We start from the raw sequence: 16,037 nt of genomic DNA on the forward strand, positions 1-16,037 counted from the left end.
GTCATCGCGAGCGAAGCGAAGCAATCCAGTCTGCTTCCGCGGTGAAAGTCTGGATTGCTTCGTCGCAAGGGCTCCTCGCAATGACGGCCTATCGGCCGTCACTTCTGCCGTCGGAAGTAGCGCTTGCAGCGCTGCTCGGCTTCGGCGGCCGCGGCTTCCGGCGTGGCAGCGCCGGTGGCGACGGACGCGCACATCTGAATCAGCACGTAATCGGCGCTGACCGCGCCGGTCGCCGTCGAGATCGGCCCCTTGTAGCCGTCATAGTAGGTGCTGTTCATCGTGTTCTTGAACAGGCTCACCTTCGGATCCTGCGACCACACGGCAGCCTCGGCATAGGCGGCCAGCGGCTGGGACCAGTAGCCGGAATTGGCATTGAGCCACGGCTCGTATTGGTCCTTCTCCAGCATGTATTGCAGGAAGGCCTTGGCGGCGTTGGGGTACGGGCTGTGCTTGAACACCATGGCGTTCAATGTCAGGCCCGCCATCGGCGAGACCTTGGCCAGGCCCTTGGGCAGCAGCTGATGCTCGCTGTCCTCGGCGATGGCCTTGGTGGCCGGATCGTTCTTCAGCGAGAAGTACAGCGAGACGCCGTTGGCCGTCAGCGCGATCTCCTGCGAGGAATACGCCCGGTTGTTGCTGACGTCGTTCCAGGACGGCGTGCCGGCGATGAAGGTCGGATACAGCTCCTTGACCCAGTTGAGCGCAGCGATCGTCTCCTTGCTGTTGATGGTGACGTTGCCCTCCTCGTCGAGCAGGGAGGCGTTGTGCGACCACAGCGCCCAGTTGGCGAAGCCGTTGCCGTCGCCCTTGGCGTTGCCGAGCGCGAAGCCGGCCGGCTTGCCGGCCTTGTGCAGCTTGCGGCAGAGGTCGACCACGCCGGCATGGTCTTCCGGAACCTTGTCGAAGCCGACCGATTGCACGACCGACTTGCGGTAGATCAGGGGACCCGCGGTGGCGCCGAACGGCAGTCCGATCCAGGATTCGCTCTTGTTCTTCTTGCCGTAGCGTTGCGCCAGCGGCAGCCAGCCGCCATACTTCTTGCCGAGATAGTCGGCGACGTCGGTGAGCTCGATCAGCTTGTCGATGTAGATATGGGGCGCGTCGGAGAAGCCGATGATGATGTCGGGGCCGGCGCCGGAATTCGAGGTCACCGCGGTCTGCTGGTTGATGTCTTCCCAGCCGACGAAGTCGACCTTGACCTCGACCCCGGTGTCCTTGGTGAACTTTGCGGCATTGGCGCGGAACACGTCCTCGTCCGCCTGGACGAAGCGCACCGGGCGCAGCATGCGCAAGGACGCGCCCTTTTCGATCTCGAGCTTGGGTGCCGTGACGTCGGCAGCCTTGATATTGGATGTTTGCGCTGCAGCACCGGTGGCCGCGAGCGTTGCAGCGGACAGGCCCAGCGCCAAGGCATCACGACGTGTGATGTCGTTCCTCATCAGTTCCTCCCTATGATGTCTCCCTTCCCGGCGTTGATCGCCGGTGAAGGGCCGTTTCGGTCGTCGGCGCTTGCTGCGCCGCCCGCCTAGCTGTTCGGCCCGCGGTCCATGCTGACGGGCTGCCAGCGGCGGAGCGCGGTGTTCTGCAGCACCGACGGATTGACGCAGCTTACCGGCCACATGCCCTGGAGCACCAGTGACAATTCGTAGCCCACCCGGCGCTTGCGCGCCTCGTCGAACCGTGCCGAGGCAGAGGCGACATGGGCGGTCAGGGTCACGTTCTCCATGCCGAGCAGGGGATTGTTGTGCGAGGGCGGCTCCTTCTCAAGCACGTCGAGGGCGGCGTGCGCGATCCAGCCCTCCTGCAGCGCCTTGATCAGGCTCTCCTCGTCGACGGTGGCACCGCGGCCGGTGTTGATGAAGATCGAGCCTTTCTTCATCTGCCGGAAGTGCTTCTCGGTCAGCATGTGGTGCACCTCGGGCCGCGCAGGGGCATGCATCGAGACGAAGTCGGATTGCGACAGCACCTCGTTCAGCGTCGCCGGGATCACGCCGTGGTCGTACATCAGCGTTTCCTGGATGAAGGGGTCGTAGGCCATCATGCGCAAGCCGAAGGGCGCTGCGCGTTTCGCAACCGCGCGCGCGACGCGGCCGAACGAGACGAAGCCGAGCGTCTGGCCCATCAGCCTCGGGATCTTGAGCAGCGCCGGCCGGCCCTCGGCCCAGCGGCCGTCGCGCACCATGCGGTCCTGCTCGACCAGGCGGCGGAAGCCCGCGAGCAGCAGCATCATGGCGTGGTCGGCGACCTCCTCGATGAACGTGTCGGGGATGTTGGTGACCGGAATGCCGCGGGCCGTGGCGGCCTTGACGTCGACACTGTCGACGCCGACCGAGCCGAGCGTGATGACCTTGCAGCTCTCGAGTGCGTCGATGATCGACTTGGTGATCGGGATGCCTTTGGCGTAGATCGCGTCGGCATTTTTCGCGGCGGCGATGAACCCGGCCTCGTCGGCCGGCGCCTCGACGATCTCGGCATCGATCGGATCGAGCGCCTCGCGCTCATAGGAATAATCGCTGCCCGCGACCGTGAAGCTCGCACCCTTCGGCGTCAGCACCCTGTATTTCGGCATTCTCTGCTCCCGATTGGTTTCTTGTCGTGGCCCGCCTTCGTGACGGGCCTTTGCGTCTTTTACGCGAAATCGGGGCGGGTGCGTACAATTCATGGTTGTCGCGAGCGAGGTATCTTTCCGCTTTTCCGAGCAAAGGTCGGGGCTTTTACGGAGGTACGTAAGTAACTTGCTAAGGGCTCCGCCACTAAACCTTGATTCGAATTTGATCGATCTCGTCGTGCGCCCGTACCATTATTGCCGGAGCTAACCCGTGAAGTTGAGCAATCTGAAGATCGCGCCGAAGCTTGGCATTCTCGTCGGCGTCACGCTGTTCGGCCTCTGCATCTCCGGAGTTCTCGCCGGCTACCTGATGAAGCGCGAGATGGTGAATGCGCGGATCGACCAGGCCAAGGCGATCGTCGAGCTGGCGCGCAACTATGCCGCCGCGTTGAAGAAGCGCGTCGATGCCGGCGAGATGACGAAGGACGCCGCGATGGCCGAGCTTCGCCGCTACGGCAACGCGATGACCTACGACAAGGGTGCCGGCTACCTGTTCGGCACGTCCTATGACGGTCTCACCCAGCTCGCGCCCGATCCGAAGGTGATCGGCACCAACCGAATGGACGTCGTGACCAACGGCCGCAAGCTGTCGCTGGAATTGATGAACGGCGTCAAGGCCAACGGCGAGATTCTGCTTCACTATGAATATATGAAGCCCGGCCAGGAAACGCCGATCCGCAAGATCGGTTACGCCGTCGCGGTGCCCGGCTTCGACATGTATCTCGGCACCGGCGCCTATCTCGACGACATCGACGCCAAGATGGGCCCGGTCTACTGGCTGCTCGGACTGGCGGTGCTCGGCATCGTCATCGTTGCCGGCAGCGTCGCCTGGCTGATCGGCCGCAGCATCAGTGCTCCGCTCGCCCGGCTCGGCACCCGCATGAAGGATCTCGCCGACGGCAAGCTCGAAGGCGAAATCCCCGGCGTCGGACGCGGCGACGAGGTCGGCGCGATGGCGGCGACCGTCCAGATCTTCAAGGACAACGCGGTCCGCATCCGCGACCTCGAGAGGACCGAGGCGGACGCCAAGGAACGCGCCGCGGCGGAACGCCGCAGCGCCATGGAGGAGATCGCCGACGACTTCGAGCGCAGCGTCAACGGCATCGTCCGCTCGGTCTCTTCGGCCGCAGCCGGCATGCAGACCACGGCGCAATCGATGACCGCGACCGCCAGCGACGCCTCTTCGCGCGCGGCGACCGTCGGTGCCGCCTCGCAGAAGGCGTCCGGCAATGTCGGCACCGTTGCGGCCGCCGCCGAAGAGCTGTCGAGCTCGGTTGCGGAAATCTCTCGCCAGGTCACGCGCTCGACTGAAGTTGCGAGCCGTGCCGTCACCGATGCCGAGCGCACCAACGCCACGGTGCAGGAGCTCTCCACCGGAGCCGAGAAGATCGGCGAGGTGGTCAAGCTCATTCACTCGATCGCGGCGCAGACCAACCTGCTCGCGCTCAACGCCACCATCGAGGCGGCGCGGGCCGGCGAGTCCGGGCGCGGCTTCGCCGTGGTCGCCTCGAGGTCAAGGCGCTCGCCAACCAGACGGCGAAGGCGACCGAAGAGATCTCCGCCCAGGTCGCGGCGATGCAGACTTCGACCAGCGACGCGGTGGCGGCCATCTCCGGCATCACCCAGACGATCGCCGAGATGAGCGAGATCACCGCCGGCATTTCCGCATCGATCGAGCAGCAGGGCGAAGCGACGCGCGAGATTGCGCGCAACATCCAGTCGGTCGCGGCCGGATCGAGCGAGATCAACGCCCATATCGGCAGCGTCACCTCGGCCGCGGAAGCGACCGGTAGCGCGGCCACCGACGTGCTCAGCAACGCCCGCGAGCTGGACAATCAGTCCGGCGCGCTGCGCAATGCCGTGGATGGCTTCCTCGCCAAGGTCCGCGCGGCGTAAGTGCGCTGTATTCGTAGGGTGGGCAAAGACGCGAAGCGTCGTGCCCACCTTTTCTTTTGATTCGCGACGGTTGGTGGGCACGCTACGCTTTGCCCACCCTACGACACCGCGCTACTGCTTCTCGATCTTCGCGTTGGTGATCAGCTTCTCCCACAGCACCAGCTGCTCGTTCACGAAGGTGCCGAGCTGCTCCGGCGTGCCGGAGAAGGCGTCCATGCCGAGCGTGGCGAGCTTGGCCTTGACCTCCGGATTCTCGATGATCTTGCGGATCTCGGTGTTGAGCCGCGTCACGATCTCCTTCGGCATGCCGGCGGGGCCGAAATAGCCCTGCCATGACGAGATGTCGAAGTCCGGCACGCCGGCCTCCTGCATCGAGGGCAGATGCGGCACCAGCGGCGAGCGGTCCTTGGTGGTGACCGCGAGCGCGCGCAGGGCGTTGCCGTTGACGTGGGGCAGGCCGGTCAGGATGTCCACGAACATCATCGAGACGCGGCCGCCCATGACGTCGTTGAGCGCCGGCGGCGAGCTCTTGTAGGGCACGTGCAAGAGGTCGAGCCCGGCATTGTGCGCGAAGGTCGCGCCCGACACGATCGCCGAGGACGAGCCGGAGGCGTAGCTCAGCTTGCCCGGATTGGCCTTGCCGTAGGCCACCAGCTCTCCGACGGTCTTGGCCGGCACATCGGGATTGATGACCAGCATGAAGGGCAGGTCGCCGGTGCGGGCGATCGGGGTGAAATCCTTGACCGGATCGTAAGTGAGGCTCTTGAGCAGATAGGGATTGGCCGAATGCGTGGTGTTGGTCGTCACCAGCAGCGTGTAGCCGTCGGGAGCGGCCTTCGCGACATAGGTCGCGGCCAGCATGCCGTTGGCCCCCGCCTTGTTCTCGATCACGATGGGAACGCCGAGCGCCTGCGACAGATGCTGCGAGATCAGCCGCGTCGTGGTGTCGGTGCCGCTGCCGGCCGCGAACGGCAGCACCAGCGTGATGTTGCGGCTGGGATAGGTGTCGGCGTGAGCGGTGGATGCTGCCGTGAGGCACAGCGCGGCCGCGGCGACGGTCCGCAGGTTTCGGATCAGCCCTGAAATCATGTCTGGTCGTTCCCTCTTTTTGGTTGGCGGGGAACCTAGCTTGTCCAAGGGGGAATCGGAAGATGGCTATAGGTCGTGACCGCGTCCGTCGCGCGGAATTACTTCATCGTCGAGCCCCGGCGCGATGCAAGCACGACGCCGGCGAGCACCAGGGCGTAACCGATCAGGTGGAACGGCTGGAGCTTCTCACCCAGCAGCAGGATCGCCAGCGCCGAGCCGAACACCGGCACCAGATGGAAGAACGGCGCCGCCCGGTTCGGCCCGATCAGCGCCACGCCGCGGTTGAAGAAGAGATAGGCGAGGGTGGAGGGAAAGATCAGGATGTAGCCCAGCGTCGCCAGCGTGATCGCGTCGAATTGCAGCACGCTGCCGCTTGCCGCCTCCCAGATCGCGGTCGGCAGCAGCATCGTCGCGCCGCAGCAGGTGGTGAAGGACAGGAACGAGAGCTGGTGGATCTTCGGCCGGCGCGGGATGAAGGCCGAGTAAAGCCCGAATGCCACCAGCGAGGAGGCGAACATGATGTCGCCCCTGTTGAAGCTGATGCTTGCCAGCGCCGCGAGATCGCCGCGCAGGATGATGATCAGCACGCCGAGCAGCGAGATCGCGATGCCGCCGAGCTGCGCGCCGGTCAGCCGCACGCCGAACAGCACCAGCGACCACAGCGCCACGAACAGCGGACCCGCCGACTGGATCAGCAGCGCATTCAGCGCCTCGGTGTATTGCAGCGCCCAGTACGAGATCGCGTTGTTGAAGGCGAAGCCGACGAGCGACAGGAACAGCATCAGGGCCAGGCTCTTGCGCAAGGCAGGCCAATCGCGCTTCAGATGCGGCCAGGCGAACGGCAACAGGATCAGGAACACGCCGAACCAGCGGATGGTGGTGATCGTCAGCGGCGGAACATGCGCCCCGACGTGGCGCGCGAGCACGATGTTGCCGGCCCAGAACAGCGAGCTCAGGCTGAGCAGCAGATAAGGTTGGTTGTTGAGCCAGCTGGCCGGATTGGCGGCCGGTGGCGCGGGCGAAGCAATTGTCATGGGCGTTTTGTGCAAGCTTGCGCCGGATCGGCGCCGTGGCACAAGTCACAGCGCCGCAATGCTACAATGCAGCCGAGCCTTAAGGAGGTGCCGTTGGCGGTCAATATGTTGAACATCGAGGGCCTGGAGCGGCTCGATCCGAATGCGCCGGTGGTGATGCTGAACCTGATGCGCTTCCACGCGCGCTCGCGCGACGGCAACGGGTCGGGCTGGGACGCATATTTGCGCTACAGCGCGATCGCGGTGCCGATGATCAAGGCGCGCGGCGGCACGCTGCTCTGGACCGGTGAAGCCAAGGCGGTCGCGCTTGGTCCTCACGCGGGCAACGATTGGGACTTCGTCGCGCTGGTCCATTACCCGTCCGTCTCGGCCTTTCTCGACATGATGACCTCGGAAGCCTACGAGCGCGAAGCCGATCCGCATCGCGTCAACGGCTGCGCCGAGCACGTGATCATCGCGACGAGCGAGGCCTACAGCAAGTTCAGGACGAAGTAGGGGGGCGATCTTGCTTACCCTCCCTTGGAGGCTACGGCATTCGCACATCGAAGTTGAAGGCGGGCAGACTCGTAGGGTGGGCAAAGGCGCACTTGCGCCGTGCCCACCATGACCCCGCACAGCAGAAGCCGTGGGCACGCTTCGCTTTGCCCACCCTACGAGGCGAGTTACGTCGTCTGCTTCCTTGACGCCGCGAACACGCCCGACAGCACCAATGCAAAGCCGATGAAGTGGAACGCCTGCGGGTGCTCGCCCAGAAACACCATCGCCATGATCGAGCCGAACACCGGCACGACGTGGAAGAACGGCGCGGTGCGGTTGGCGCCGATCAGGCGCACGCCGCGATTGAAGCAGAGATAGGCGAGCGCCGAGGGGAAGACGGCGACGTAGAACAGGGTCAGGAGGTTCGGCCCGTCGAGCTTCATCACCGGGCGTGCCGACAGTTCCCAGATCTCCAGCGGAATGAGACAGGCGGCGCCGCAGCCGAAGGTGAAGGCGAGGAACGAGAGGCCGTGCATCGGCGGCCGTTTCAATGACAGCACCGAATAGAGTGCGAAGATCAGGAGCGCGAGCAGGAAGATCAGGTCGCCCTTGTTGAAGTCGATGCTCGACAGCGTGGTGAAATCGCCGTGCAGCAGGATGGTCAGCACGCCGCACATCGACAGCAGCACGCCGAAGGCCTGCGCCGCGGTGAGACGGATGCCGAGGATGACCAGCGACCACAGCGCCACCAGCAGCGGCGCGGCCGATTGCAGCAGCAGCGTGTTGAGCGCCTGGGTATGCTCCAGCGCCCAATATTGCAGCGTGTTGAAGGCGCCGATGCCGGTGATCGAGAGCGTGATCATCAGGCCGAGCTTGCCGCGGATCGCCGGCCAGTCCTGCATGAGGTGCTTCCAGGCGAACGGCAGCACCAGCAGGAAGGCGAAGAACCAGCGCAGGAACGACAGCGTGACCGGCGGAATGTGGCCGGCGGCGAGCCGCCCGACGATGGCGTTGCCGGCCCAGCACAGCGCGGTGATGCTGAGCAGCAGGTAAGGCTGGTTGGCGATCCAGCTGTGGCCGGATGTTTCCGCATGCGTAGTGTGGCCGGTGGCGGACATTGTGATGGTTGGGCCCCGCGTCGAGTACGCCGAGCCCTCCGGCCCGGCGAGGTCCGGGCCGGCTGATCCACCCGGCAGGTCCAAAGACACGGAAAACGAGGTTGCAGCAACGGGGGGCGGACGCATCGCGACCATGCCAGCGGCGAAGGGGCCTCTCACGCTTTGGTCGAAGCCGCCTACGCCGGCCCGCAAGGGTCGGGATTTTCCGCGGATATCAAGGGCTTGGACCGGGCTTTGGACCCCGAAAAAGCCCCGTTCTTGCTTGCCTAGAGGGGCTGCTTCCTTTATCCGGTTGGCTGCCTTGCGTGCGGGCGGCTCCGGCCGCCGATTGGGCTGGGCGCAGGCATGATCCCGGAAGAGTGGGCACCGGTTTTCCGCGAGGATCATGCCTTCTAGAGACAGATTGAACAGGATTACCCGCGAATGGCCAATGTTGTCGTCGTCGGCGCCCAATGGGGCGACGAAGGGAAGGGCAAGATCGTCGACTGGTTGTCGGAGCAGGCGGATATCGTCGTCCGCTTCCAGGGCGGCCATAATGCCGGCCACACGCTGGTGATCAACGGCAAGACCTACAAGCTCGCGCTCCTGCCCTCCGGCGTGCTGCGCGAAGGCAAGCTGTCGGTGATCGGCAACGGCGTGGTGTTCGACCCCGCCGCCTTCCTCGACGAGGTCGCCAGGCTCAGGTCGCAGGGGGTCGATGTCAGCCCCGACAATCTGCGTGTCGCGGAAAACGTCACGTTGATCCTGCCGCTGCACCGCGAGCTCGACGCGCATCGTGAAACCGCCAGCGCCGCGACCGCGATCGGCACCACGCGCCGCGGCATCGGCCCGGCCTATGAAGACAAGGTCGGCCGCCGCGCCATCCGCCTGATGGATCTCGCCGATCATCAGACGCTGCCGCACAAGATCGACCGCCTTCTGGCGCACCACAACGCGCTGCGCCGCGGCCTCAACCTGCCGGAATTCGACAGCGCCGTGATCCTGAAGGAGCTGATGGCGATGGCGCCGCAGCTGCTGCCCTATGCCGAGACGGTCTGGCGGCTGCTCGATATCGAGCGGCGCGCCGGCAAGCGCATGCTGTTCGAGGGCGCGCAAGGCGCGCTGCTCGACGTCGACCACGGCACCTATCCCTACGTCACCTCGTCCAACACGGTGGCGGCCCAGGCCGCGACCGGCGCCGGCCTCGGACCGGGCGCGGTCGGCTACGTGCTCGGCCTGTGCAAGGCCTACACGACCCGCGTCGGCCAGGGCCCGTTCCCGACCGAACAGGACAACGAGATCGGCCGCAAGATCGGCGAGCGCGGCCGCGAGTTCGGCACCAATACCGGCCGCCCGCGCCGCTGCGGCTGGTTCGACGCCGTGCTGGTCCGCCAGGCGGTGCGGACCTGCGGCATCAATGGCCTCGCGCTGACCAAGCTCGACATCCTCGACGGCTTCGATTCGATCGAGGTCTGCACCGGTTACAAGCTCGACGGCAAGGAGATCGACCATTTCCCGGCCGGCGAGGGCGCGCAGGCCCGCGTCGAGCCGATCTACGAGACCATCGAGGGCTGGAAGGAGCCGACCGCCAATGCGCGGTCCTGGGCCGACCTGCCGGCGCAGGCCATCAAATATGTCCGGCGGATCGAGGAATTGGTGGGATGTCCGGTTGCGCTGCTTTCCACCAGCCCGGAACGCGAAGATACTATCCTGGTGCAAAATCCGTTTGAGGCTTAACGATATCTTACCGGGACGCGCGTATAGTTGAGTAGAAATGGCTGATTACTACCCGCTGATCGCCCGCGCTATTGCCGCCCTGGACCCCAACGCTCCCGGCGAAAGCCGTCGCGCGCTCTATGAGCGGGCGCGCACGGCCCTGATCGCGCAGCTGCGCAGCGTGCAGCCGCCGCTCTCCGAATCCGAGATCACCCGCGAACGGCTGTCGCTGGAGGAGGCCGTCCGCAAGGTCGAATCGGAGGCCGCCCAGCGTGCCCGCGAGGCCTCGCGTCCCGGTGGCGGCGCCCGTAGCGGCGGCAGTGGCGATGCCTTCCGCCGCGCCAGCACCCGTGCCACCGAGGGCAACCCGGCTGCGGCGCCGCCGCGCACGCGTCCGGCCCCGACGCCGCCGCGCGCCGACCGCCCGTCCTTCAACGTCGACGAGCAGGGCGAGGCACCGCGTCCGCCGCGCGCGCCCCGTTTCGACGCCCCGCGCCCGTCGGGTCCTCCCCCCGCGCCGCCCGAGCCGCCGGCCGGGCGCGATCGCCAGGGTGCGCGCCGTCCGCCCGATGTGGGACCGCCGCCGCCGCTGCCGTCCTCGCCCGGCGTGCGCGGCTTCCGCGACATCACGGCCGATGCCAATGATCTCGGCGGTGCCGCCGCGCAGGCCAGCCGCGCCGCGCGCCGCACCTACGCCAACGTGCCCTCGCCCTCGCCGGAATTCGACCGGCTGGAGCCGAGCCTGGAAAACCGCACCGGCGAATCCGAGGCGCCCTATTCCTACGACGAGTCGATCGAGGAGGCCGAGCGCTACACGCCGCAGCCGCCGTCGCCGCGTGCGCGCATTGCCCCCGACCGCGACGTCAAGAAGCGCGCCCGTACCCGCTCCGCCTTTCCGTTCAAGAGCGCGATTGCCATCGGCATCGTGCTCATCCTGGTCGGCGCCGGCATCCTCTGGGGCAAGCAGCTGGTCCAGATCGTCAACGGCTTTCTCAAGCCGTCCGCGACGCAAGTGGCTGATACGCCGACCCCGGCACAGCCGCAGAGCAAGCCCAAGATTCCCGATCGCGTCGGCCAGCCCTCGGCCAGCGACCAGCCGGTCGCGCCGGTGGCGCAGAAGGTCGTGCTCTACGACGAGGATCCGTCCGACCCGAAGGGCAAGCAATATGTCGGCTCGGTGGTATGGCGGCTCGAGCCGATCAAGGCCTCGGGCAACCAGAAGGCCGACCTCGCCGTGCGCGCCGACATCGAGATCCCCGACCGCAAGTTCAAGATGACGATGTCGTTCCGCCGCAACACCGACTCCTCGCTGCCGGCGAGCCACACCGCGGAATTGACCTTCATCCTGCCGCAGGATTTCCCCGGCGGCAGCGTCTCCAACGTGCCGGGCATCTTGATGAAGTCGAACGAGCAGGCCCGCGGCACGCCGCTCGCAGGCCTCGCGGTCAAGGTCACCGACGGCTTCTTCCTGGTCGGCCTCTCCAATGTCGACGCCGACCGCGCCCGTAACGTCCAGCTCCTGAAGGAGCGCTCCTGGTTCGACGTGCCGCTGGTCTACGCCAACCAGCGCCGTGCCATCATCGCCATCGAGAAGGGCGCCCCCGGCGAGCGCGCCTTCAACGACGCCTTCGCGCAGTGGGGCGATTGAGCCCTTCTGTCGTTCCGGGGCGCGCGTAGCGCGAGCCCGGAAGCCATTTCACCGTGTCACATGCCGCCTGATGGATTCCGGGCTCGGTGCTGCGCACCGCCCCGGAATGACATCTTGGATGGAACGACTACTGCGCCGCGGCTTCCCGCTTGCGCGATGCCGCCGCGGCGGCGTGCTCGCGGTCCATCACGGCGCGGCAGCCGGGGCTGACATGGGCCTTGTTCCGGACCATGCAGGCGGTGATGCGCGGGATGTCGGGAATCTCGCTGGAGCACAGCCGCATCGCGTCACCCGAGCACATCTGCTGGGCTTGTTGCGAGAAGGCGAGACTGGGTGATGTCTGGAGTACGAAGGTAGTGGCGAAGGCGAAGAGAGAGGTGATGGTCTGATAGCGCGTCATGAAGGTTGCGTCCCCGAGTTCCGTGGGTTGAGCCACTTGGTTTTGGGGCGCCGCACGCGGCTTGATCTGCCGCATGTCACAGCCTTCACGCCGGGAGCTTCAATCCCGCATGTGGTCGCTCGATTTCGTGATGCTCGAATCGAAAGTGCTGCGCCGCCCGAGCGAAGTATGCGCCAATGTCACGCGCCCGCAATGGCCGGCACAAAGGAATTCGCAATTGTTGCACGCCAGTCACTCGTGCGCGATCAGATCAGCCAGCCTACGACGCCCGTGCCTGTTCCGCATCGCTCGCGCCGAGCGACGCGGCGTGTTCCTCGACGGCGGTGACGCCCTTGGGCGTCAGCTCGAACAGATCGCCGTCCTTCATCACGTAGCCGTCGGCGATCAATTGCCCCATCTTGCCCTGCCGGTCGTCGGCGAAGGCGACGGACTGGCTGATGTCCCGCAGGATCGAGAGCTCTTCGTCGTGCAACATGGCTTCACGCTCCATTCGCGGGGATGGGTTCGTCCTCACATGCCGTGGCTCTGAAACACCTTGCTGCAGGGCTTCGACAGCTTGGCCCGATTGGCTTGCAGGCAGCTCTGCACCGCGCCGTCATTGCCGAGGTCCTTGCGGCAGAAGCGCTGGGCATCGCGCGAGCAGGCCTGCTGCTCCTGCGGCGTGCCCATATGGCCTTGGGCGAACGTGGGTGACGTCGACAGCCCGCTGAGGGCCGCCAGCGCGATCGTCGCCAGGAGAATCTTGCGGGCCATCGGCGGCTCCAGTCTGTCAGGGGTTGAATTCAGGTCCAGCATGAACTCATCGCCTTGCCACTTGTTCCCCTTGAGGCGCCCGGCGCCCGCTGTTCAAGGTTCCCGCTGCGCTGCTATAACGCCGGCAAAGTGTGAGGTGCTTGATGAAACGCTATCTGGTGTTTGCGCTGGTCGGCCCGTTCGTCGGCGGGTTCCTGCTGCTGCTGACGACGACCTACCAGTCCGGCTATTGGGCGCAGACCAATCTCGCCGAGGTCGGCAAGCTTTTCGCGGTGTTCTTCAAGACTCTGCAATACAGCTACCTGTTCGGCTTCCTCCCCTCGCTGATGATCGGCGCGGTCGACGACATCCTGCTCCACATCCGCCGGATCGGTCCCGGCTTGCGGATGCTCCTGGTCGGCCTGTTCGCCTTCGTCCTGGCCTCGCTCACCTACAGCTCGCGCGGCCCGGATTCGGGCGCGGTGCAGTTCATCCTGTACGGGCTCGTGGGTTTCGTGCCGGCGGTGATTTCGTCCTGGCTCGTGCATCGCTATGTCGAGGAGCCGCAAGCCGCGCCGGCGCCGACCTGACGCGCGGCAGCAACCTCCGCCGCGCTGGCGCGTTCACTCGAGGCCATGGGCATGCCCGACGACGACATCCTCGCTCCGCGCAAATCCCGTTCCGGGAGCAGCTCGCGTGCGCGCTTTTCGCGCGACGAGGCCCGCGGGCCGATCATCGACCAGGAAGGCCACGAGATCAGGCCCGAAAGCCTGGAGCAGGGATTTCGCGAGTTTCGCTTCGAGTTCGGTCAAGGCGGCCCGTTCGGCAATCTGACCCGCGAGCAGCGGATCGCACGGCTCGAGGCGATCGCCAAGCTGCTCGACGTCGCCTTCATCCTGCCCGGCACCAACATCCGCTACGGCATCGACGGGCTGATCGGCCTGATCCCCGTCGTCGGCGACATCATCACCACCGCGATCTCGCTGTGGCTGGTGCGCGAGGCCCGCGCGCTGGGCGCGCCCTGGCACATCACGGCGCGCATGCTCGGCAATGTCGCGGTCGACGGCGTGGTCGGCCTCGTCCCGTTCGCGGGCGACGCCTTCGACGTCATGTTCCGCGCCAACATGCGCAACGTCCGCCTCTTGCGCCGCTGGCTGGAAAAGCAGCCGCGGATGTAGTCTGGCTGAGAGCGCTCGCCGCGAGTCCGACTGGTCGACAATGCGCCGGATCTCCCAGAGTCGTCATTGCGAGCGCAGCGAAGCAATCCAGAATCTCTCCGCGGAGGGACTCTGGATTGCTTCGCTGCGCTCGCAATGACGGCCGGACAGCCCAAAAACACAAAAGGCGCGACGACCTTTCGGCCATCGCGCCTTCTGCGCACATCGAACTTTGTTGCGAAAGCTTACGCCGCGTCGGCGTCGGTCTCCGCGGCCGGGGCCGGCTTGGGCCGGCGGGGCAGCGGGAAGGCATCGCTCTCGTACAGCGAGCGGATGCCGTTCTGGTCGAAGCGCGCTTCCTCGACCTGGAGATAGGCGCCGTTCAGCGAGTCCGTCGGCAACTGCTCCATCGCGAACTGCACGGCCTCGGCCGCCGTGCCGAACCGGCGATAGGTGAAGCCCGCGCGCTTCTTCTTGCGGATGGCGGCGGGGAAGAGCTCGGCGGAGGTGTTGAAGTTGAACGGACGCAGTGGACGCATGGTCAAAGACCTCGTGATCTTCTCTGGGGCTTTAAGCGCGTGGGGTTGGGGAGGGCAGGGGCCGCAATCGAGCGGGCCCGCCACATGTCATTGTCGCCCTCTAATATAGGCCGATTTGACAAAAATGCGACCCCCGCGATGCGAGATGATGAATCCGCGCATGGCAGCTCCGCTGACCAATAAAATCTTTATATTTCAATAACTTATATGGTCTAAACTTTGCCAAGAAGCAGCAGCACGACCAGGATGACCAGCACGACCCCGCCGATCCCCATGCCGGAATGACCAAGGCCATAGCCGTAGCCGCCGAACCGTCCGGACAGGCCGCCGACGAGATAGATGATCACCAGGATGATCAGGATGGTCCCAAGCGTCATGGCATCCTCCCTGGCGGCCGCCGAATGCGATCATCGGCCGCACCGCCAGAGCAGAAAAGCACATCGCGCCGCCGGGTTCCACGGGGGAACCCGGCGGCGCGCCGCGTTATTTGGGCTCGAGCTTCAGCGCCGCGGAATTGATGCAGTAGCGCAGGCCGGTCGGCCCGGGGCCGTCGGGGAAGACGTGGCCGAGATGGCCGCTGCATTTGGAGCAGAGCACCTCGGTGCGGATCATGCCGTGGCTGGTGTCCCGCTCCTCGTCGATGTGGCTCTCGACCGCGGGCTGGGTGAAGCTCGGCCAGCCGCAGCCGGAATCGAACTTGGCGTCCGACTCGAACAGCACGTTGCCGCAGCCGGCACAGACATAGGTGCCGACACGGTGCTCGTGCTCATATTCGCCCGAGAAGGGACGCTCGGTCGCCTTCTCGCGCAGCACGGCGTATTGCATCGGCGATAGCTCGCGCCGCCACTGCTCTTCGCTCTTGATGACCTTGTCCTCGGTCGCTTTCGTCTTGGTGTCGGGCATGGGTCTCCCGTTGCTTTGGTGATCTTTCGATCAGTTGGTGGCCTTGCCGGCATTCACCAGCGTCGGCTTCTCAATGTAGTTATCCGCGAACAGCTTTTTCAGGTTCTCGACCTTCGGGATGTCGTTATAGGCGATGTAAGGCTGGTTCGGGTGCAGCGTCAGATAGTCCTGGTGATAGGCCTCCGCCGGATAGAACGCCTCCAGCGCGCCGATCTTGGTCACGATCGGCTTGTTGAACACCTTCGCGCCGTTGAGCTGGGCGACATAGGCCTCCGCCACCTTCTTCTGCTCGTCCGACGTGGTGAAGATGGCCGAGCGATATTGCGGGCCAACGTCGGGGCCCTGGCGGTTGAGCTGGGTCGGGTCGTGCACCACCGAGAAGTAGATCTGGAGGATCTTGCCGTAGGAGATCTTCTTCGGGTCGTACTTGATCTCGACCGATTCCGCATGGCCGGTGCGGCCGCTCGACACCGCCTGGTAGTCTGCGGTCGCCTTGGTGCCGCCGGCATAGCCGGACACCGCGTTGACTACGCCGGCCGTGTGCTGGAAGACGCCCTGCACGCCCCAGAAGCAGCCGCCGGCGAGCACGGCGGTCTGGATGCCGCTTGCGGGCGAAGCGTCCAATGCGGGAGCTGGGATCACGACCGCCTCCTCCGCGGCCCGGGACGGCATCAAGAAAGCCAGCGTCACGGCGGTGGTTGCGGCGAGCAGGGTGGCGAGGGCGGTTCGGCGCATGGCAAT

The 16,037-nt window shown here is 65.7% G+C and carries 17 protein-coding genes and 1 pseudogene; 6 read left to right on the forward strand and 12 right to left on the reverse strand.

The features are described from left to right. Positions 1-98: 98 nt before the first annotated feature. Both ACNJYA_RS07260 and ACNJYA_RS07265 read right to left on the reverse strand, forming a co-directional pair. Entirely contained in the window at positions 99-1,439 is a 1,341-nt protein-coding gene (locus tag ACNJYA_RS07260) for an ABC transporter substrate-binding protein (RefSeq protein ID WP_439402301.1), read from the reverse strand. 86 nt (positions 1,440-1,525) lie between these two features. Further along, positions 1,526-2,569, reverse strand: a complete 1,044-nt coding sequence (locus tag ACNJYA_RS07265; protein ID WP_439402302.1) for a C-terminal binding protein — start codon at positions 2,567-2,569, stop codon at positions 1,526-1,528. A 250-nt stretch (positions 2,570-2,819) separates the two neighbouring features. Here ACNJYA_RS07265 and ACNJYA_RS07270 point away from each other — a divergent pair. Next, positions 2,820-4,504: pseudogene (locus ACNJYA_RS07270) on the forward strand (methyl-accepting chemotaxis protein). A 111-nt stretch (positions 4,505-4,615) separates the two neighbouring features. Here ACNJYA_RS07270 and ACNJYA_RS07275 read toward each other — a convergent pair. Beyond that, positions 4,616-5,593, reverse strand: coding sequence for a Bug family tripartite tricarboxylate transporter substrate binding protein (locus ACNJYA_RS07275; protein ID WP_212254319.1), 978 nt, complete (start codon positions 5,591-5,593; stop codon positions 4,616-4,618). 98 nt (positions 5,594-5,691) lie between these two features. Further along, a complete protein-coding gene (locus ACNJYA_RS07280; RefSeq protein ID WP_439365780.1) occupies positions 5,692-6,627 on the reverse strand; it encodes a DMT family transporter in 936 nt (311 codons plus the stop codon). 93 nt (positions 6,628-6,720) lie between these two features. Between ACNJYA_RS07280 and ACNJYA_RS07285 the strand changes: the two genes are divergently transcribed. Beyond that, positions 6,721-7,122, forward strand: coding sequence for a DUF1330 domain-containing protein (locus tag ACNJYA_RS07285; protein WP_439365781.1), 402 nt, complete (start codon positions 6,721-6,723; stop codon positions 7,120-7,122). Between the two features lie 167 nt (positions 7,123-7,289). Here ACNJYA_RS07285 and ACNJYA_RS07290 read toward each other — a convergent pair whose 3' ends face one another. Next, positions 7,290-8,222, reverse strand: a complete 933-nt coding sequence (locus tag ACNJYA_RS07290) for a DMT family transporter (RefSeq protein WP_212254321.1) — start codon at positions 8,220-8,222, stop codon at positions 7,290-7,292. Between the two features lie 423 nt (positions 8,223-8,645). Between ACNJYA_RS07290 and ACNJYA_RS07295 the strand changes: the two genes are divergently transcribed. Both ACNJYA_RS07295 and ACNJYA_RS07300 read left to right on the forward strand, forming a co-directional pair. Then, positions 8,646-9,938, forward strand: coding sequence for an adenylosuccinate synthase (locus ACNJYA_RS07295; RefSeq protein WP_439402303.1), 1,293 nt, complete (start codon positions 8,646-8,648; stop codon positions 9,936-9,938). Between the two features lie 37 nt (positions 9,939-9,975). Beyond that, positions 9,976-11,565 (forward strand): hypothetical protein, encoded by a 1,590-nt coding sequence (locus tag ACNJYA_RS07300; protein WP_439365782.1) that lies wholly within the window; start codon positions 9,976-9,978, stop codon positions 11,563-11,565. A 127-nt stretch (positions 11,566-11,692) separates the two neighbouring features. Here the strand turns inward: ACNJYA_RS07300 and ACNJYA_RS07305 are convergent, their stop codons facing one another. The 3 genes from ACNJYA_RS07305 to ACNJYA_RS07315 form a co-directional block, all read right to left on the reverse strand. After that, positions 11,693-11,965 (reverse strand): hypothetical protein, encoded by a 273-nt coding sequence (locus ACNJYA_RS07305; protein ID WP_246570588.1) that lies wholly within the window; start codon positions 11,963-11,965, stop codon positions 11,693-11,695. 259 nt (positions 11,966-12,224) lie between these two features. Further along, positions 12,225-12,440 (reverse strand): hypothetical protein, encoded by a 216-nt coding sequence (locus tag ACNJYA_RS07310; protein ID WP_172784697.1) that lies wholly within the window; start codon positions 12,438-12,440, stop codon positions 12,225-12,227. Between the two features lie 35 nt (positions 12,441-12,475). Next, entirely contained in the window at positions 12,476-12,718 is a 243-nt protein-coding gene (locus ACNJYA_RS07315) for a cysteine rich repeat-containing protein (protein ID WP_172784696.1), read from the reverse strand. Positions 12,719-12,861: 143 nt separating this feature from the next. Here ACNJYA_RS07315 and ACNJYA_RS07320 point away from each other — a divergent pair, with 143 nt between their 5' ends. Together ACNJYA_RS07320 and ACNJYA_RS07325 are read left to right on the forward strand one after the other, a co-directional pair. Continuing rightward, on the forward strand, positions 12,862-13,287 hold the full coding sequence (locus ACNJYA_RS07320) for a DUF5413 family protein (RefSeq protein ID WP_172784695.1): 426 nt from the start codon (positions 12,862-12,864) through the stop codon (positions 13,285-13,287). 45 nt (positions 13,288-13,332) lie between these two features. Continuing rightward, complete coding sequence (locus ACNJYA_RS07325) at positions 13,333-13,875, forward strand: DUF4112 domain-containing protein (protein WP_212254323.1); 543 nt, start codon at positions 13,333-13,335, stop codon at positions 13,873-13,875. Positions 13,876-14,099: 224 nt separating this feature from the next. On the opposite strand, the gene ACNJYA_RS07330 is transcribed toward ACNJYA_RS07325, so the two are convergent. From ACNJYA_RS07330 to msrA, 4 genes are all read right to left on the reverse strand, one after another. Then, positions 14,100-14,393, reverse strand: a complete 294-nt coding sequence (locus ACNJYA_RS07330; RefSeq protein ID WP_024337713.1) for a hypothetical protein — start codon at positions 14,391-14,393, stop codon at positions 14,100-14,102. A 212-nt stretch (positions 14,394-14,605) separates the two neighbouring features. After that, positions 14,606-14,770: a DUF3309 family protein gene (locus tag ACNJYA_RS07335; RefSeq protein WP_172784692.1), complete on the reverse strand. Its 165-nt coding sequence runs from the start codon at positions 14,768-14,770 to the stop codon at positions 14,606-14,608. A gap of 106 nt (positions 14,771-14,876) precedes the next feature. Further along, on the reverse strand, positions 14,877-15,296 hold the full coding sequence (msrB, locus tag ACNJYA_RS07340; RefSeq protein WP_439365783.1) for a peptide-methionine (R)-S-oxide reductase MsrB: 420 nt from the start codon (positions 15,294-15,296) through the stop codon (positions 14,877-14,879). A gap of 30 nt (positions 15,297-15,326) precedes the next feature. After that, entirely contained in the window at positions 15,327-16,031 is a 705-nt protein-coding gene (gene msrA / locus ACNJYA_RS07345) for a peptide-methionine (S)-S-oxide reductase MsrA (RefSeq protein WP_172784690.1), read from the reverse strand. Between the last annotated feature and the right edge of the window lie 6 nt (positions 16,032-16,037).

Origin of the sequence: Bradyrhizobium sp. BLXBL-01 (assembly GCF_051853025.1) — a bacterium.
Lineage (GTDB): Bacteria > Pseudomonadota > Alphaproteobacteria > Rhizobiales > Xanthobacteraceae > Bradyrhizobium.